At 29.3% G+C, this 19,533-nt stretch carries 17 protein-coding genes and 1 rRNA gene; 14 read left to right on the top strand and 4 right to left on the bottom strand.

What is annotated here, in order from left to right:
* Window positions 1-30: 30 nt before the first annotated feature.
* Window positions 31-1,815, bottom strand: a complete 1,785-nt coding sequence (locus tag SBIUS_RS03355; protein WP_162685076.1) for a lipoprotein — start codon at window positions 1,813-1,815, stop codon at window positions 31-33.
* Entirely contained in the window at window positions 1,815-4,109 is a 2,295-nt protein-coding gene (locus tag SBIUS_RS03350) for a lipoprotein (protein ID WP_162685075.1), read from the bottom strand. Before SBIUS_RS03350 ends, SBIUS_RS03355 begins: the two co-directional genes overlap by 1 nt.
* 179 nt (window positions 4,110-4,288) lie before the next feature.
* Between SBIUS_RS03350 and sufC the strand changes: the two genes are divergently transcribed.
* From sufC to SBIUS_RS03320, 6 genes are all read left to right on the top strand, one after another.
* Window positions 4,289-5,032 carry a Fe-S cluster assembly ATPase SufC gene (gene sufC / locus SBIUS_RS03345; protein WP_162685074.1) on the top strand — a complete coding sequence of 248 codons (744 nt, stop codon included), beginning with the start codon at window positions 4,289-4,291 and terminating at the stop codon, window positions 5,030-5,032.
* Window positions 5,032-5,802, top strand: coding sequence for a SufD family Fe-S cluster assembly protein (locus tag SBIUS_RS03340; protein WP_162685073.1), 771 nt, complete (start codon window positions 5,032-5,034; stop codon window positions 5,800-5,802). Before sufC ends, SBIUS_RS03340 begins: the two co-directional genes overlap by 1 nt.
* A complete protein-coding gene (locus tag SBIUS_RS03335; protein WP_162685072.1) occupies window positions 5,802-7,016 on the top strand; it encodes an aminotransferase class V-fold PLP-dependent enzyme in 1,215 nt (404 codons plus the stop codon). Before SBIUS_RS03340 ends, SBIUS_RS03335 begins: the two co-directional genes overlap by 1 nt.
* A 15-nt stretch (window positions 7,017-7,031) precedes the next feature.
* The gene (sufU, locus tag SBIUS_RS03330) at window positions 7,032-7,466 is read left to right on the top strand and encodes a Fe-S cluster assembly sulfur transfer protein SufU (RefSeq protein ID WP_162685071.1); all 435 of its coding nucleotides are present in this window, start codon (window positions 7,032-7,034) and stop codon (window positions 7,464-7,466) included.
* A 3-nt stretch (window positions 7,467-7,469) separates the two neighbouring features.
* Window positions 7,470-8,882, top strand: coding sequence for a Fe-S cluster assembly protein SufB (gene sufB, locus SBIUS_RS03325; protein ID WP_162685070.1), 1,413 nt, complete (start codon window positions 7,470-7,472; stop codon window positions 8,880-8,882).
* A gap of 64 nt (window positions 8,883-8,946) precedes the next feature.
* Window positions 8,947-9,699: a hypothetical protein gene (locus SBIUS_RS03320; protein ID WP_162685069.1), complete on the top strand. Its 753-nt coding sequence runs from the start codon at window positions 8,947-8,949 to the stop codon at window positions 9,697-9,699.
* On the opposite strand, the gene SBIUS_RS03315 is transcribed toward SBIUS_RS03320, so the two are convergent.
* The gene (locus SBIUS_RS03315) at window positions 9,692-10,144 is read right to left on the bottom strand and encodes a hypothetical protein (RefSeq protein WP_162685068.1); all 453 of its coding nucleotides are present in this window, start codon (window positions 10,142-10,144) and stop codon (window positions 9,692-9,694) included. The two genes, SBIUS_RS03320 and SBIUS_RS03315, sit on opposite strands and share 8 nt — an antisense overlap.
* A gap of 20 nt (window positions 10,145-10,164) precedes the next feature.
* Entirely contained in the window at window positions 10,165-10,404 is a 240-nt protein-coding gene (locus tag SBIUS_RS03310) for a NifU family protein (protein WP_238988290.1), read from the bottom strand.
* Between the two features lie 89 nt (window positions 10,405-10,493).
* On the opposite strand from SBIUS_RS03310, the gene SBIUS_RS04430 reads away from it, so the two are divergent.
* From SBIUS_RS04430 to SBIUS_RS03275, 8 genes are all read left to right on the top strand, one after another.
* Entirely contained in the window at window positions 10,494-10,820 is a 327-nt protein-coding gene (locus SBIUS_RS04430) for a S1 RNA-binding domain-containing protein (RefSeq protein ID WP_203352875.1), read from the top strand.
* 21 nt (window positions 10,821-10,841) lie between these two features.
* Entirely contained in the window at window positions 10,842-12,122 is a 1,281-nt protein-coding gene (locus SBIUS_RS03305; protein WP_203352874.1) for a glucose-6-phosphate isomerase, read from the top strand.
* Window positions 12,123-12,189: 67 nt separating this feature from the next.
* The gene (locus tag SBIUS_RS03300; protein ID WP_162685067.1) at window positions 12,190-12,693 is read left to right on the top strand and encodes a dUTP diphosphatase; all 504 of its coding nucleotides are present in this window, start codon (window positions 12,190-12,192) and stop codon (window positions 12,691-12,693) included.
* Between the two features lie 26 nt (window positions 12,694-12,719).
* Complete coding sequence (locus tag SBIUS_RS03295; protein ID WP_162685066.1) at window positions 12,720-13,832, top strand: hypothetical protein; 1,113 nt, start codon at window positions 12,720-12,722, stop codon at window positions 13,830-13,832.
* A gap of 1 nt (window position 13,833) precedes the next feature.
* Window positions 13,834-14,571 carry an RNA methyltransferase gene (locus SBIUS_RS03290; RefSeq protein ID WP_162685065.1) on the top strand — a complete coding sequence of 246 codons (738 nt, stop codon included), beginning with the start codon at window positions 13,834-13,836 and terminating at the stop codon, window positions 14,569-14,571.
* 16 nt (window positions 14,572-14,587) lie between these two features.
* Entirely contained in the window at window positions 14,588-16,003 is a 1,416-nt protein-coding gene (locus SBIUS_RS03285; RefSeq protein WP_162685064.1) for an NADP-dependent glyceraldehyde-3-phosphate dehydrogenase, read from the top strand.
* Window positions 16,004-16,128: 125 nt separating this feature from the next.
* Window positions 16,129-17,379 carry a hypothetical protein gene (locus tag SBIUS_RS03280; RefSeq protein ID WP_162685063.1) on the top strand — a complete coding sequence of 417 codons (1,251 nt, stop codon included), beginning with the start codon at window positions 16,129-16,131 and terminating at the stop codon, window positions 17,377-17,379.
* Between the two features lie 362 nt (window positions 17,380-17,741).
* Window positions 17,742-19,262, top strand: a 16S ribosomal RNA gene (locus SBIUS_RS03275).
* The last annotated feature ends 271 nt before the right edge of the window (window positions 19,263-19,533 follow it).

Below are 19,533 nucleotides of genomic sequence, written 5' to 3'. Positions count from 1 at the left end.
ATAAACCCTTTAAGAGGTTTATTTTAAAAATTAATCGTCTTTATCATCTTCACTTTTAATGTAAGTTCCAATTTTATCTCATAGACCTGCATAATAAACTTGATCTTTATCTAAGTATTTAGAATAGATTATTGTTTTTGCAAGATCTGTTGATGAAGAATCTTTAGAAAGTCCATACATTATTTCGTTTAATAAAGCTTCTTGTTTAACTGAATCCATTGCTAGTTTTTGAACATCAATTGAATGTAAAGATTGATTGTTTTTATTATTATTTCATCTTTCAGAATAAACATTATCATTAGAAATTGTATTACTAAATTTAATTTTAGATTCTTGAAGTTTATTATCAACTGTTTTACCTTTTATTGTGTAAGTTGGGTCAGTTGAAACTTCGTCATTTAATTCAGAAGAGTTTGCTGGTTCAATTTTACCTGAACCACCTAACAGTTCAATCATATAAACTGGAAGAACTAATACTAAATCAGAATAATTTGTATCTTCTGGATCTTCTGTTAAAAAGTTTGCTGAACTATATTTTACTATTCCTGCAGTGTCATTTCATTTCTTAACATTACTTTCATAAGCTTTTCCTGCTATTGGGCTTTCTCCAACTGCATTTTCACCATTATATATTGTTAATCCTTGATATCCACTTAAACCAAAATATGAATCATATCCTGTTTTGTTATCAGTTATAGGTGTTATATTTGATTTTTTGAATATTTCGTAAATTTCACTTAAACTTTTTTTATCTTTTAATGCTCCTGAAGAATTATCAACTATTCCTGAACCAGATATAGCTTTGTTTATATTTGTGATCTCGCTTTCTGAGTTTGTTTCAAATCTAATTGTTCAAACCATTTTTACATTAGTTTTTCATTTTTCATTTATTGAAGGCTCATTTAAAGTTTGTGTTTTTGAAAACATTGCAGAAGATGGGTTTATATATGGAGATTTCTTATTGTCTCCAGATTGTTTTATATCAAACATAGTTGATTTTAAATAAGCTGTAGTTAATAAATTCTCGTTTATATCTTCTAATATCTTTGTCTCAAAATAGTCTTGAAATCTAAGATATAATGCAGTTTTTGAAGATATATTTTTAAATCCATCTCCTACTTTTACATAAAATGGAGACTTATTAGAGTTAAACTCACTTGTAAGTTGTTGGATTGTTGGTAGTCTATCATCGTTTGTAACGTCTGACGGTATACCAACTTCATCTGTAAATCTTCAAATATCATTTTTTGTAGGGTTACCATTTTCACTTAAATAAATGTATTTGTGATCATCATCTTTAGAAACTGTAATTTCTTCTTTTCCACTGAAATCTTTTACAACCGTATCTTTTTGAATGTTCAAATTGTAGTTGTTATTTACACTTCAATAGTCGAGTTTTGTAGAGTTGATAGACTTTGTATATTCTTCAAATAGTTTGTTTTCTGCAATAGTTCTTGACTCTAGAGAATATTTATCTTTAAAACTTTTTTCAATTTTCTTATCGTTATCTGTTGTGTATTGATCAAAACCAAGTTTGTTAAGAGTTGAATTAGTTGAGTCAAAACTATATTGTAATGAAAGTAATTCATTTATCATGTTAACTAATACAGATTCTATTTGTTCATCTGTAAACATTGATCCAAAATCTATATTTGCTAAATCGGGATTTCCTGATATTGAAACAAGTATTTGTTTAGCTAAATCAATATTTAACTTAGGATTTGTTATTCTTGAACCAGTTCCACAAGCAACAACAAGAGAAGGGGTTGCAACAGTTAATGAGAAAGCGCTTAATATACCTAATAATCTTTTCATTATTTAGCACCTCCCATTTTGAAATTTATGTAAGAATTTTCAATTGATTTAATTGTTAAATTGTAATTAAAAATATAACTTAAATCATTTGTTGAATATTCATATTCCTTAGTAGAACCATTTGCATTATCTCCATCAATAGGCATTCAAAATTTATCTGATGTTAATTTTCTAACACTAGATCTTTTAGCATTAACATTATCTACCATTGTTTTTTTAGGATATCCTGAAGCAACTGTTTTAGAATTAATTTCTTCAGTTCAAGTTCTCTCTGATGTATTAAATAATTGACCAGGAGTTGTTATAATAGAACTTTGTTTAGTGCCCAACTGTTTGTAGAATCAATCTTGAGTATTTTTGGCAACCTCACCATTTTCAGAATCGCTGTTAAAAGTTATATATCTATCAATGAAACTGTTTTGTCCTTTATCTTTTGTATTTGAAATATTAAAGAAGTAATCAAAAACACATGTTGTTCAATAGAAAGAAGATTCATCTGATGAGTTAACTTTTGATCAATTTTTTACATCAGACATTATATCAAAACTATATTGACTACCTTGTAAACCCTTTAACATTGAATTATTAGTTAAAAAATGTAAATAAGGGTTAGTTACAGCTGTGTTTAAAGCGTTATAAGTAGTCTCGTTTTTCATTGCTTCAATTTTTTGATTATCAGTTAAACTATTATACTTTTTGAATTCATTTAATTCTTTCATTGTATCTTTATTTACTTGTTCGTAACCTTCAGAACCTTTTTCTAATCCTTCTTGTTTTGAACCTTTGTCTTTAGTTTTTTCTAAATATTCATAGCCATCTATTTGTACGATATGCATACCAGTAGAATCTATATAATAGACTTTTCCTGTATCGTCATAATTATAAAAATTAGGATTACCTTTATTTCTTGATAATTCTTTTACCATAGAATCTAGTGTTGGGTATTTACTATCATCATCTGTAGAATTGTTTGTTCCTGACCCAATTTTTTTTCCATTTTCATGACCAAAAAGAACTAAGTCATATACAACAGATCTCATATCTTGAGTAAAGTCTGTTGAATTACTTAAAGTCATTAATTGGTCATAATGTTTAACTGTTGCTTTTGGGTGTTTTGTTTTTTGATCAACCATTCAACGGTTTCATGCAACTTGATCTTTATCTTTTATTATTGAATTTAGTAAGTCTTCACTATTTTTTTGATCATTTCCATCTGTTGAATAGAAACTTTGTGGAGTTACTCCTGTATCAAAAGTATGTGTTTCTGAAAAAGGTATAACAACTTCACTTATTGCAAGCGGAGCTTGAGTATTATAGAACTTATCTAAAAAGTATCTTTGTGAGTTACTTAAAAAACCTGCTCTTGAGTTATTTGTATCACTTACAGTAAAGTCATTCATATTAACTGGAGTATCGTTTACTATAGATTTTTTATCTATTTTAACAACTCTTCTAGCTTCATTTGCAATTTCTTTATCACTGCTTGTTGAACTTAGCTTTGTTCCGTTTCATCCTTCGGCTTCTTTTTTTGTTGAGTTTTCAATTTGAGCTATTTGATCTAAGTCTGACTTAACATAGTTGGCAATAGCTGTATTGTTTTTTTCATTCTCTTCTAAATTTGCATTAACAATTCTTTCTAATGCATTATATTTTCTTAAAATATCACTTGAACTTATTCAAGTAACACCCATTTGATCTGTGTTAAGTAAAACATCCAATAGTGTTTTTGTAGCACTATTGTTTTCATCGGATAATAATATATCTGATTTATATTTGTTTTCTAGGAATTCTCTGTCCATTGATTTTACATCATCTTGATAAACACTATATTTGTTTACCAACATCTTGTCTCATTCTTTTTCTCATTTTTTTCCATGGTCTTTTTTGTATTTGTCTTTTTCAGTACTTATTTGTCTATCAACTGTTGAACTTAATGAAGTTCATCTTTCTTGTAAAATTTTTGAAAGGTTATAGTTTGTATAAATGCTTTTATCGTTGATATCATCTATATTCTCTTGTTTTCCTGAGTTAGATAAAATAGATAAATTAATCATTTTTAGAAGATCTAAAGTTAATTTTTCTCTATTTTTTGGACCATTATCTTTATTTATTAATTTTCAAAGTACATCTGTTGATGTTATTTGTGCTTTTCCATCGATTGATTGTAGAAATTGAATAAGAATTGAGTTTCCATCTTTGTCTTTTTTGTCGTAGTTTGTTCCACAAGCAACAGCCATTTGTGCTGTTGTTGCAATTAAACTAACACTTCCTAAAAGTGTTAATAATTTTTTCACACCATTCACTCCTTGGTTTATATCAAAATAATTATAAAGAAAAATAAGCAAAAAAGACATTAAATTACAACTAAATATTAAATAGATTAGGGATTTAAAATCAATTTTAATTCATTTCAAATTGATTAATTTTTTTAGAGATAAATAACTATAATAATAGGGCAAGGAGTTTTTTAAAAATGCATAAATTAGAAATAAAAGATTTATACGTAAGTATAGAAGATAAAGAAATTTTAAAAGGTGTGAATTTAACAGTTAATTCTGGAGAAATTCATGCTCTTATGGGACCAAATGGTAATGGTAAATCAACATTACTTATGGCAATTATGGGACACCCAAAATATGAAATAACATCAGGAGATATTTTAGTTGATGGTGAATCAATTTTGGAAATGAGCGTTGATGAGAGAAGTAAAGCAGGGTTATTTTTAGCAATGCAAAACCCTCAAACAATTCCGGGAGTATCAAATTTAGAGTTTTTAAAATATATTGTAAATGCTCACAGTGAAGAGAGCAAAAAACTACAAGAAATTTTTAAAGATATTAAACAAGGTGCAAGTGATTTAGACTTTGACCTAAATATGCTAAAAAGATTTGTAAATGATGGATTTAGTGGTGGAGAAAAGAAAAAAAATGAAATTCTTCAACTAAAAATGTTAAGTCCAATATTTAGTTTAATTGATGAAATAGATTCAGGATTAGATGTTGATGCTTTAGAAGTTGTTTCAGAAAACTTAAACAAAGTTGATTTAACAAGAAATGCAATGGTTATTGTTTCTCACTACGATAGATTCTTTAAAAAAGTAAAACCAACACATGCTCACGTAATTATTGAAGGAAAAATAGTTACTAGTGGAGGAAATGAAATTGTTGAAAGAATTAACACTGAAGGTTATGCTTGAGTTAAGGAATTAGCTAAATAATGACAAATTTTAAGCTAAATGATTCTTATATTGATTTTAGAGAAAATCTACCTTCAAGTTTTACATTTGAAAACAGTGAAAATAAAATAATCTTATTAGAAAACAAGTTTGGAACAATTGATTTCAACTTAAAAGAAAATGTTGAAATGAAAGTAATAATCTTGTTTTTACCTTCAAAAGATGAAACTAAAAAAGAATTCAATATTAATTTCAATCTAAATAAAAACGCTAGATTAGATTTAAAAATATCAAATATAGCTAATTATGATTGTGATGATAACTTTACAATTAACTTAAATGAAGAAAATACTTCAATTGAGTTTTACAATGCAACAATAATAAACAAAGATATTAAAAAGAACTCATTAATTAAATCAGTTCATAATGCAAGAAACTCATATTCAAATATCAAAACTTATGAAGTTTTAAAAGACACATCAAAAGGATTTATTAGATGTGTAAGTGATATTAAAAAAGGTTCTAATCAAGCAGAAGCTCATCAAGAATTAAGGTTATTGGTTCTAGATAAACAGGCAAAAGCCGATTCTGATCCGGTTTTATTAATTGATGAAAATGATATTGTAGCAAGTCATGCCAATGCTATTGGTATGTTAGACCCAGATCAAGTTTTTTACTTACTATCAAGAGGGTTGAACAAATTACAAGCTCAAGAATTAATTATTAATGGTTATTTCGAACCAGTATTTCAAGAAATTCTTGAAGAAGAATTATTAAATTACTTAAAAGAAAAATTAAAGGAAATGATCTAATGAATTTTAAAGATAACTTTTCATATTTTAAAAATAACTCTAAAGAAATCTATTTTGATTCAGCTGCAACTTCAATCAAATTTGATAAAGTTGTAAAAGCTCAAAGCGAATATGATTTAAAAATTGGAGCAAATACACACAATAACTTATTTGATAATGCTTATAAAGCAAATCAAATGTTATTGGAAACTAGACAAAAAATAGCTGATTTTATTGGTGTTAAAGACAGTAGTGAAATAATATTCACTAGTGGAACTACACACTCTTTAAATCAACTAGCATTTGGTATGAAAAGTTATTTAAAAAAAGAGGATGAAATTTTAGTTACTAAAATGGAGCACTCTTCAAATCTATTGCCTTGAATGGTTTTATCTGAAGAATATGATTTGAAATTAGATTACCTAGATTTAGATGAAAACTTTTTAATTGATTTAAATAAAATTGAACAAAAAGTTAATCAAAAAACAAAAGTTGTTTCTTTTGCTATGAATTCAAATACAACAGCAGGTTTAAATGATGTTGAAAACATAGTTAAAAAAATAAAAGAAATAAATAAAGAAGTAATTGTTATTTTAGATTTAGCACAATCAATTGCTCATAACAAAATTGATGTGGAAAAACTAAATGTTGATTGTATAGCTTTTTCAACACATAAACTATATGGACCATTTGGTTTAGGTGTTCTTTGGGCTAAAAAAGATATTTTAAAATGACTAAAACCAATTTTTTATGGAGGGGGTAACAACACAAATATTAGTGTTGAAAACTATAAGTTAGCTCCAATACCGGAAAAATTTGAAGCAGGTACTTTAAATTTATCTGCAATATATGCTTTTAATGTTTGTCTTGATCTTATTGAGGAATTTAAATTAGAAAACTTAATAAGTTATGAAAAAGAGTTAAAAGTTTATTTTAGAGAAAAATTAAAGCAAGTAGATACTTCTAAGTTTGATTTTTATAACTTAGAAAATGATCAACCAATAGTTTTATTTAATTTAAAGAATGTTAATTCACAAGATTTCGGAGCATTCTTAAATAAAAAATATAACATTTCAGTTAGAGTTGGAAAGCACTGTGCAAGACTTGCAAATGATTTATTTAAAATAAGTTCAACTATAAGGGCAAGTTTTTCAATTTACAACACAAAAGAAGATATAGATGTATTTATAGAAGCTTTAAAAGATTGTGATAATTGAATAAATGAAATTATTTAAAAGGAGGTTTAAATAATGTTTGATAAAGATGACAAAATTCAATTAAGACAAATTATAATGGAACATTATACTCAACCAGACTTTAAGGGTTTAATTGAAAATGATAAATCAATTATTAAGTTTCAAGACTCTCCAACATGCAGTGATGAGATAAATGTTCAATTATTAATTGAAAATGATCAAATAATTGATGCAAGATTTGATGGAAATGCATGTGCAATTTCAACAGCATCAACTGATATAATGTGTTCAAAATTAAAAGGATTAAGTGTAATAGAAGCTCAAAAACAGCTTGTAAATTACTACAACATGATCGCTGGAAATGAATATGATGAGTCTATACTAGATGAATTAATAGCTTTTTGAGAGATTAACAAACAAGGAAACAGAATAAATTGTGCACTTTTAGGTGCAGATGGTTTCAAATCTATTCTAAACAAGGAGGTATAGTTAATGAAAAAACTAAAACAAGAAGAAGAAATTAAACAAATATCTGACTATAAATACGGTTTTAATGAAGGTGAAGTATCTACATATAAAGTTCAAAAGGGATTGAATGAAGATGTTGTAAGAGAAATATCTAAACATAAAGAAGAACCACAATGAATGTTAGATTATAGATTAGAGAGTTTAAAAATATTTGAACAAAAACCTCAACCAAGTTTTGGACCGGACTTAAATTGAGTAGATTTTAATGATTATTACTATTACACTGAAGGTGCAGGAAAAACAGTAAAAACTTGAGATGAAATACCAGATAATATTAAAAGAACATTTGATAGACTTGGAATTCCAGAAGCTGAAAAAAACTTTTTAGCAGGAATTAATGCTCAATGAGATGCAAGACCAGTTTATGAAAGAATGAACGAAGAGTTAGAAAAACAAGGAGTTATTTTCACTGATTGTGATACAGCTTTGAGAAAATATCCGGAGTTATTTAAAAAACATTTTGGAAAATTAGTTAAAAACGATGATAACAAATATGCTTCACTAAATGCAGCGGTTTGATCAGGGGGAACTTTCATTTATGTTCCAGAAGGGGTTAAATTAGAAAAACCTTTACAAGCATATTTTAGAATTAACTACCAATCATCAGGACAATTTGAAAGAACTTTAATTGTAGTTGAAGATGATGCTCAATTACACTATATTGAAGGATGTACTGCACCAATTTATTCAGAAAACAACTTACATGCAGCTATTGTTGAAATATTTGTAGGGAAAAGAGCGAGTGTAAGATACACAACAGTTCAAAACTGAAGTGATAATGTTTTAAACTTAGTTACAAAAAGAAGTATTGTTGAAGAAGATGGAAGAATGGAATGAATTGATGGAAACATCGGTTCAAAAGTAAATATGAAATATCCTTCTTGTATATTAAAAGGTGATAGAGCTCAAGGTGACACAATTTCAATTGCTGTTGCAAAAAAAGGAGTTTATCAAGATGCAGGAAGTAAAATGATTCATCTTGGTAAAGAAACAAAATCAAAAATTGTTTCTAAATCAATCACTTTCCAAGGTGGAACTGCAAACTACAGAGGTCTTGCATATATTGGACCTGATGCAATTAACTCAAAAGCAAGAGTTGAATGTGATACATTAATACTTGATAACCAATCTCATTCAGATACTATTCCTCAAAACAAAGTTCACAATAACCAATCTCAAATCGAACATGAAGCAACAGTTTCAAAAGTAAGTGAAGAACAGTTATTTTACTTAATGAGTAGAGGTTTAGATGAACAACAAGCTTTAGAAATAATTGTTATGGGATTTTTAGAACCATTTACAAAAGAACTTCCTTTAGAATATGCAGTTGAGTTAAACCAACTAATAAAAATGGATATGGAAGGATCTGTAGGATAAAAAATCAACTTTAAGGTTGATTTTTTGTCTTTAATTATTTACTATTACCATAAGGGTGAATGAAATGAAAGAAAAGAATTGAAGGTATATAGTAGTATATATACTTTATGTTTGATGTGCCGTAATGCCGTTATTAGCTATTTTTTTAGATTTATTTTTGACTGTTATACTAGGGGACGCTGCAACAGAACTTACTTTAAATTTTGATGTCTCATTAATTAATCAAATGATATATTTATCTGTTTGAGTTACATTAGCAACTTCTATATTTGGAATTTCAAATTGAATAAATTTGCACAATAAGAAAATGCCAAACTGAATTACAGGAAAAAATGCTCATACATTAATACTTGTTGCAAATATTTATGTATTTGCTTTATACAATGTGACAATGTGAACTTCTAATGGAGAAGGGATTGTTGGTTTTAATAATTGATATAAAATACTTAAATCAATTGTAGAACACTCAATTACTCCAGTTGCTGTTCTTGCGATTTATGCATTGATAAGAAAACAATCAGTAAGTGTAGGTCAATATTCAAGTAAATACTGTTGATATAATCTAATACTTCCAGCATTATATTTAATATTTATATTTTTTAGAGCATTTTTATTGGTTAGATATAAAAATATGAATCCAGAAGCTGAAATTTTTATGCCTTTCCCATATGCTCAATTAGATCCTGGAAAAGTGGGTTTTGGTTTCGTGTTATTTTCAGTTTTTGCTTCTTGCGCATTTTTTGTAGCTGTACCAATCGGAGTACACACACTAAAAGAATTAAAGATTGATTTTAAAAAACAAAAAGCAATTAAGTAATTGCTTTTTTTGTTATTTTTTTAGTTGCGCATTTATAGCAAAATAATACATTTAACTCCATTTTAAATCCTACTTTACCAGATTTAAATGAGAAGTTATTAATCTCTGGAATAACTTTATCTACTTTTGAGAATCATTCCATATATTTGTTTGATGTACATTTCTTTTTGCAATTAGTGCAAGTTATTGTTTTAACTTGATTTTTTTTGATTATTGCTCTTATTTCAGCTAAATATCACTCAAAGTCATTTTTTGAATAGTTTTCTGAGAAATATTTATCAAAAGCATCTAGAAGTGCGCTTTCTCCAGCATCAATTTTTTGCTTCTTATCATTATATTTTTTAACTAAAAAAGGTAAAAGTAATGAAGCGGTAAAAACTGTTGTTGTTGAAATTGCTGTAAGTACCGTATTTATAATATCTGTTTCAGTTGTCAATAAAATCATAATAATCTCCTTTTAATAAGTTACATTACTAATTCTACGCCATCGATGTCGTATGGAAACTCTTCTATAAGAGCTACTTCAACACCTTCTTTAAAGGTTAATTCTGTAAGTCCACAACCTACACAATTACCCATAAGTCTAATATAAACTAATCTATTTTTAATTGCTACAAATTCCATATCTCCACCATCTTGTGCGACATATATTCTTAATTGATCGATTGTAGCTTTTACTTTTTCTTCTAAGGTATTTTTTTCCAAAATTTACCCCTCCTTTTAAAAAATTTTTTCAAATTTTTTATTGATATACTAAATTAAGTTTATAATTATTTTGTAAGGAGAGCAATAGGATGTTAGAAAAAGGACAAAAAGTTAAAGCTAAAATTACAGCTATTGTTAACTATGGTGCTTTTTGTGAAGTTACAGACGGAAATGAAATAATTAAGGGTTTAATTCATATTTCAGAAATTTCAGACTTTTTTGTAAAAAGTGTTGAAGAATTCTTGAAAATGGATGAAGAGTATGAAGTTGAAGTTATTGAACTTTTAAACGAAAAAAATCAAGTTAAACTAAGCTATAAAGCTATAAGACCAGAATTACTAAAATCACCTGAAACAAAAATAAAAGAAACTAAAAGTGGTTTTAATAACTTAAAAAATAGTGTAGAGTCAAATTAACAATAAAGGAGCAATATCGCCATGATAAAAACAATATTAAAAGATTCTAAAATTGAAAATGAGGTTTCTAATTTTAGTAAGGATGAAGTTAAAAAAGTTAGTGAAATGATAGAAAACAAAACTGGTGAAGGAAACGACTTTTTAGGTTGAGTTACTTGACCAAATGATTTTGATAAAGATGAATTAAGTAGAATGAAAGTTGTAGCAAACAACTTAAAAGAGAAAATAGAAGTATTACTTGTTGTCGGGATTGGTGGTAGTTACTTGGGAGCAAGAGCTGCTGATGAAATGATTAGAGGTTTATACCCAAAAGATGGTGTAGAACTAATATATATTGGTAACACTATATCTTCTACATATACAAAACAAGTTTTGGAGTATGTAAAAAATAAAGAATTTGGGATCGTAAACATTTCAAAATCTGGAACAACTACAGAACCAGGAATAGCTTTTAGAGTTTTTGAAAAACTTTTAGTAGATATTAAAGGTAAAGAAGTTGCAAAGGAAAGAATTGTTGCGGTAACTGATAAAGCAAAAGGTGCTTTAAAACAACTTGCTACAGCTGAAGGTTATGAAACATTTACAATACCAGATGATATTGGTGGAAGATTTTCAGTGTTCACTCCAGTTGGCATATTCCCACTTTTAGTGGCTGGAGTTAATATTGATGAAATATTTGCTGGAGCTAAAAAAGCTATGGAAGATACAAAATCATTAGATAATGAAGCTTATAAATACGCTGTTGCAAGACACATTTTACACACACAAAAAGGATTCAAAGCAGAAACTTTAGTTGGATATGAGCTTCAAATGCAAACATTTACAGAATGATGAAAACAATTATTTGGTGAGTCAGAAGGTAAAGATGGTAAAGGGTTATTCCCAACAAGTTGTATTTTCTCAACTGACCTACACTCACTTGGGCAATTTGTCCAAGAGGGAACAAAAAATGTTTTGTTTGAAACAATAATTGATGTTAAAAAACCAACAATGGACTTAAATGTTCCTACAAATGATGAAGATCTAGATGGATTAAACTACTTAACAAGTAAGTCATTTCATGAAATTAACAAAGTAGCTCTTGAAGGGGTTATTGATGCTCATGCAAATACAGGTGATGTTCCAAATATTGTTTTAGAATTTGAAAAAATGGATGCTGAAATGTTTGGTTATGCTGCATATTGATTTATGAAATCATGTGCAATGAGTGGTTACTTATTAGGAATCAACCCATTTAACCAACCTGGAGTAGAAGTTTACAAAACAAATATGTTTAAATTACTTAGAAAACCTGGGTTTTAGAAAATAAAAAAAATGATAGGAAACTATCATTTTTTTAAACTAAAATTAGATTATAGGAGTGAGTAAAATGTTAACTAAAGAGAATTTAATTTACCTAAAAGAAAAACAAGTAATTCTTGATAATTACATTATTGAAACAAAAAATATAATTGTAAACGAACAAATCTACAAGAAAAAATTGATTGCTTTTCTTGTAGAAGTTTCTGAATTTATAAATGAATATAGATCATTTAAATATTGATCAAACAAAGGTCCTAGTGAAAGAACAGTCATTTTAGAAGAATTAATTGATTGTCTACACTTTATAATAAGTTTGGGAACTAATGTAGATTTTGATTTTTCTACTTTTAGTAATAAAATCAATGATGCAAACGACATTGATCAATGAAGTATTAATGTTTATAGAAAAGCATTAATATTTGAACAAAATTTTGATAAAGAAACTTACAACCAATTGTTAGATGAGTTTTTATCAATAACTTACATTTTAGAAATAACAAACAATGAGATATTAGATATCTATAACAAGAAAAACGAAATTAACTTTAATAGACAAAATTCAGGGTACTAATTTTGATTAGAAAATAGGGGGTATATATGGCTACAAAAAAAGATTTAAAAAGCATTTATGACTATAAACCCTCAAACCCTCATGACCCAAAAATGCCTTCTCTAGAAAGAACAAATGAGTCAGATAATGATAATTTTTTTGATGACTCAGAGTTTTATTTTGAATCAAGTATTAACCCAAATGCTGTAAAAAAAGAAGAAAACAAAGAAATTTTAATGGAAGGTTTAGAGGATAATAAAAAAAATGCTTCAAGTATAATAGCTAAAATTAAAAGTGTAAATGCAACAACAAATACTTTAGAGCAAATAACAAAAACCCAAGAAGAGTTGGTAACAAACGAATTTGTTATGCCAGACCCTACTTCAGAACTTAATATTTTCAATGCATTTGCAAATAGAAAATACAGAGCTTTAGAAGAAGTTAGCAAAACAAAAGAGATGATAAAGAATGTTCGTGGTGAAGTTAGACAAAAATTAACAGAAAAAGAAATTAAAAAAATTATAGAAACATTTAGAAGTAAGGTTGTAAAAATTACTCAAAAAGAAGTTGTTATAAAAAACAGTAAATATGGTTTTGAAATTTATAGAAATTCAACTGACAATAGGTATTGAGTGGCTGCAAGTTGTTTTGAAGAGATTTGAGATCCTAAAAAGAATAACTATGTTAACCTTTGATCTGGTAATTCATTTACAGGATATGGTTATCACAGTTTAGAAGAAACTATAAACCAAACAATAAATATGATGACAAAGGGTAAAACTGGAAATATAATTTGAAAGGACTTTGTTACTGGTTGAAGTAAACAAAAAAATAGATTTTATGCCGGAGATGAACCAACACAATTCACTTATACTGAGTATAAAAAAATTGTTAAATGATATAGAGAAAACAAAATTTGAATCTTAGTAAAGCAAGCTAATGTAAAAGATATTGAAGATTTAATGGAAGAAAATAAAAGAAAAAGACAGACTGGTGAATCAATATCACCAATGGCAACTATTCAAGCAAAATTGTTAGAACCTCCTCGTAGAGCTTCTCTAGTTTTTGGATATCCTGTAAAAGACCCAAATTATAAAGGAAAGGACTTTGCAAATCCCGAAAATAAATTATATGAAATAGGATTTGCACTTACTGAATAAAATGAAAATAACATCTGTAAATAACAATTTAATAGAAGAAGTTCTTTCTTATAAGGAAACTAAAGTACAAAAAGAAAAAGGTAAGTACATCATTGAAGGTTTGAAAATGGTAGATTTAGCAATTCAAAAAAAAGTTGCAGAAATTATTTTAGTTGAAACAAGACATTTAGATAAATATAAAGATTTCTCAAATGTTGTTGAAATATCTGACAATGTTTCAAATAAACTAACAGATTTAAAAACAACTCAAGGTGTATTTGCAGTTTGCAAAATAGAAGAAAAAGAAGATTTTGATTCAAATTATCTTATTTTAGATAATGTCCAAGATCCTGGTAATTTAGGAACTCTTATAAGAAGTGCTTTTGCATTTGGTTTTAAAAATGTCATTTGTTCAAAAGATAGTGTTAGTTTTTATAACCCAAAAGTTTTAAGAGCAACTCAATCAAATCATTTTGATTTAAATCTTAGAAATGAGGATTTAAAATCTTTTATAAATAATTTGAAGCAAAGTAATATAATAATCCTGGGTACTTTGTTAAGAGAAGAAAGTAACTCATTAGAAGAAGTTAAAGGCAAAAAAGTTGCTTTAATTTTAGGTAATGAAGGTAAAGGAATCTCTCAAGAAGTTTCTGAGATAATTGATAAAAATATAAAAGTAAAAACAAACCCAGATTTGGAAAGTTTAAATGTTTCAATAGCTGGGTCAATAATAATGAACAATATTTTTTCAATGAATTAAAGAGAGGGAAAATGAAATGAGACAATATAAAGCTTTAATCAACAACGAATTGATAGATAATGGACAATGATTAGAAATAATGAATCCAGCAACACTTGAAGTTGCTGGTAAAGTAAGTGCTTTATCTGCTGAAGATATAAATAAAGCATTTTCTGCAGCAAGAAATGCTCAACAAAGTTGAGAAGAAGTCGCTTTACTTGACAGAATAGCTGTTCTTAAAAAGTTTAGAGACTTAATTGATAAAAATAAAGAAGAAATAGCTCAAGTTATGTCAGAAGAGATAGCAAAAAACTTAAAAGAATCTTTAACAGAAGTTGTTAGAACAATAGAATTGATTGACTATACTTTTGAAGAAGCAAAAAGAATGGAACCATTAGCTCTTACTGGAGAAGGAATGGGAGCTAAAAATAAAATCGGTGTATTTTCAAGAGTGGCAAAAGGTGTTGTTCTTGCAATATCTCCATTTAATTACCCATTCAACTTGGCCTTGGCTAAAATTATTCCTGCTTTAGTTATGGGAAATACAGTTGTATTTAAACCAGCAACAGCAGGAAGTTTGGTGGGGACTTACTTATCAGAACTTGTATTAGAAGCTAAAATGCCAAAAGGTATATTTAATATTGTTACTGGTAGAGGAAGAGAAATTGGAGATATCATTACTTCAAATCCTGAAATTGACATGATTTCATTTACAGGAAGTGTTGGAATAGGTAATCAAATTAGAAAAATGGGAAGCACAACAGACTTGGTTTTAGAATTGGGTGGAAAAGATCCTGCTATAGTTTTAGATGATCTAAACTTAGAAAAATATGCAGATGAAATAGTTAATGGTGCATTTGGTTATTCAGGACAAAGATGTACTGCTGTTAAAAGAGTATTAACAACTAATGAAATAGCAGATAAATTGGTACCGATATTAAAATCTAAAGTTGAAGCATTAAGTGTTGGAATGCCTGATGAAAACTCATTTATAACACCTGTTATTGATGAAAAATCAGCAGATTTCATTCAAGGTTTAATTGATAATGCAAAAGATATGGGTGCTAAAGTTGTTTGTGGTGATAAAAGAGAAAGAAATTTAATGTGACCAACACTTTTAGATAATGTTAATGTTGATATGAGAGTTGCTTGAGAAGAACCTTTTGGTCCTGTTTTACCTGTAATAAGAATAGATTCATATGATGAAATGATTAAAATAGCAAATGAGTCACAATTTGGTTTACAAGCAAGTGTCTTTTGTCAAGACATTTCTAAAGCTATATTGACAGCTAAAAAAATAAAAACTGGTACAGTAAATATTAATTCAAGACCACAACGTGGACCAGATAGCTTCCCATTCTTAGGGATAAAAGACTCTGGTGAAGGTGTTCAAGGAATTAGAGAATCATTATTAAGCATGACAAGATATCAAGGAATGGTAATTAATTATTAAAAAAAATAAAAAACACTTTAAAAGTGTTTTTTATTTTTTTTTACAATTTAACTACTTGTCTTTACTTTTTTTTGGTGCTAAAATATCTATGTATTTTTAGGGCTATACAAGATAGGGGCATATTCATGAAAAAGAGTTTATTTTTTGGCGTTTTAATTTGACTAGCTGCTTTAACAATTAGTTTTATTGGAGGTTTTTTAATTGGAGGAAATCAGTTTATAGCGTTTTCTTTCGAAAAAGACTTTCAACTATTTAACTATTTACAAGCAGCTCTAGTATCATTTATCGGATTATTAATTATTTTAGGAATTACAAAGTTTGCATCAAAGAAAAGTGGTGTTGTAAACATATTCTATATTTTATTATCACTTGCTTTAGCTGCAATAAATATAGTTTTATTAGTAATGTTAATCCAAAAAAATCCTATATCAGTTGATACAAAATTAAATACAATAATGTTAGCAATAGCTTCAGGATTATCAGTAATCTCAATTTTTCCTATATGTAAGATCTCTAGCTCAAGCAAAGTAAAAGTTGCAAAAGCAAAAAATACTAGAACAGAAGAAATTAGCGAACCATTTAAACCAATGGTTCTAAGAGAAAATCCTTCTGAAATACCTGAATTTAATCCAGATTTTACTTCAACACCAAATGAAGAAACATTCAATATTTCAGATAAATTAGCACAATTAAAAGAAGATATTAACAATAATAACTTCCCAGAGACAGAAGAATTAAACGAAGACACAGCAAGTTATGATAAAACTCAAGAGGAATTAACAAGAACTCATGTTATTGATTGAGATGATGAAACTCAAACACAAACTTCTGAAAACTTAAATTTTGAAGATTTTGAACCACTAAAAAGTGATGAAAATACTCAATATAATGAGTTTGAAAATACCCCAAATAACGAGCCTTTAAAGCCTGTCATGGAGAATGTGGCACCAATTAATAATATTCCTAAATTAGAGGAGTTACCGCCAATTCTAGAGCCTAAGGACCCTTATAAGCAAACAATAGTTCCAAGAAGAGCCGCTCAAAGAGCTGGTGAATTTGATCAACCAATTGGAAATGTTGTTAAACCAACATATGTTGAACGTACTGAAAGAAAAATGCCTAGAGTAGATGAAAACTACCAAGGAAAAGTGTTTTTAGGGGATTCAGATAGAATCTGAGAAGCCATGAAAAAACAAGAAAGAAATCTAACTCCTAAAGCTCCTAAAACTGATCATTTAGTAAGTAAATCAAACATTGTAAATAGCTTACAAAGTGAGAAAACAAAGACTATGGAAATAGATATTGATAGCATAATGGACCCTGTAAATGACCAAAATGATGAGGACTTTACACCAACAATCGACTGAGATGACTAAAAATAAAAAAGTTTAAACTTTTTTATTTTTTTTATGTTTTTTAAAACTTAATGTGATATTATCTTTCTTGTCAATGACAATACCTTATTTAAAGGGTTTTTATAAAGTTTTGAGCGTTAATTTTCAGAAGAGAATCTGGTTAAAAAAATGTCAAATAATTTTAAAATAATTTAAAAAAAGTATTGATTATTGGTTTCAAATCATATATATTTTTATATGTCGTTGGTTGCAACAATCAACGTGAAACGATCTTTGAAAACTAGATAGAACAACAACAACCAATTAATTTGTACAATTTATACAAGTTCAATTATTTGAGAATCAAGATATAGTCATGAATCAAAATTTTCACATTGATTAAATTTAATGAGAGTTTGATCCTGGCTCAGGATGAACGCTGGCGGCATGCCTAATACATGCAAGTCGAACGGGGTGCTTGCACCCAGTGGCGAACGGGTGAGTAACACGTATCTAATCTACCTTTTAGTGGGGGATAACAGTTGGAAACGACTGCTAATACCGCATACGACATCATTATCGCATGAGAAGATGTTGAAAGGCCCGTTTGGGTCGCTAGAAGATGAGGATGCGGCGTATTAGCTAGTAGGCGGGGTAATGGCCCACCTAGGCGATGATACGTAGCCGAACTGAGAGGTTGATCGGCCACATTGGGACTGAGATACGGCCCAGACTCCTACGGGAGGCAGCAGTAGGGAATTTTTCACAATGGGCGAAAGCCTGATGAAGCAATGCCGCGTGAGTGATGACGGTCTTCGGATTGTAAAGCTCTGTTGTAAGGGAAGAACAGCTAGAAGAGGAAATGCTTTTAGTTTGACGGTACCTTACCAGAAAGCCACGGCTAACTATGTGCCAGCAGCCGCGGTAATACATAGGTGGCAAGCGTTATCCGGATTTATTGGGCGTATAGGGTGCGTAGGAGGTTAGTTAAGTTTGAGGTTAAAGCCCGGAGCTCAACTCCGGTTCGCCTTGAAAACTGGCTAACTAGAATGCAGGAGAGGTAGATGGAATTCCATGTGTAGCGGTGAAATGCGTAGATATATGGAGGAACACCAGTGGCGTAGGCGGTCTACTGGCCTGTTATTGACTCTGAGGCACGAAAGCGTGGGGAGCAAATAGGATTAGATACCCTAGTAGTCCACGCCGTAAACGTTGAGTACTAAGTGTCGGCTTTAAGTCGGTGCTGCAGCTAACGCATTAAGTACTCCGCCTGAGTAGTATGCTCGCAAGAGTGAAACTCAAAGGAATTGACGGGGACCCGCACAAGTGGTGGAGCATGTGGTTTAATTCGAAGCAACGCGAAGAACCTTACCAGGGCTTGACATCCAGTGCAAAGCTACAGAGATGTAGTGGAGGCTAACATTGAGACAGGTGGTGCATGGTTGTCGTCAGCTCGTGCCGTGAGGTGTTGGGTTAAGTCCCGCAACGAGCGCAACCCCTATTATTAGTTACTAACATTAAGTTGAGGACTCTAATGAGACTGCTAGTGTAAGCTAGAGGAAGGTGGGGATGACGTCAAATCATCATGCCCCTTATGTCCTGGGCTACACACGTGCTACAATGGCTGATACAAAGAGTCGCAATCCTGCGAGGGGGAGCTAATCTCAAAAAGTCAGTCTCAGTTCGGATTGAAGTCTGCAACTCGACTTCATGAAGCCGGAATCACTAGTAATCGCGAATCAGCAATGTCGCGGTGAATACGTTCTCGGGTCTTGTACACACCGCCCGTCACACCATGAGAGTTGGTAATACCAGAAGCACGTATCTTAACCGTAAGGAGGGAGCGTACCAAGGTAGGATTAGCGATTAGGGTGAAGTCGTAACAAGGTATCCGTACGGGAACGTGCGGATGGATCACCTCCTTTCTATGGAGTATTCGTAGATTAAGAGAAAAAAGCTGAGTGAAACGATAAACAGCTTATGATTATATCTCGTTCTATCTAGTTTTCAGAGATTGTTTTTGCGGGCCATTAGGCCCCGACAATTTCTGTAAAGAAAATCGTTCTTTGAAAACTGAATATTAGATGAAAATAGACATTTTATTTTTCTTACGTTTATAAACAATATAAAACGTATTTAGTAACTTAATTTAGATTAATACTAAGAAAACTAAAATTTCATTAATTTTATAGATTA

It is taken from the genome of Spiroplasma sp. BIUS-1 (assembly GCF_010365805.1).
Classification (GTDB): Bacteria; Bacillota_I; Bacilli_A; order Mycoplasmatales; family Mycoplasmataceae; genus Spiroplasma_A.
The sequence above is the reverse complement of the archived record's forward strand: the minus strand, read 5'-3'. Positions and strand labels throughout refer to the sequence as shown.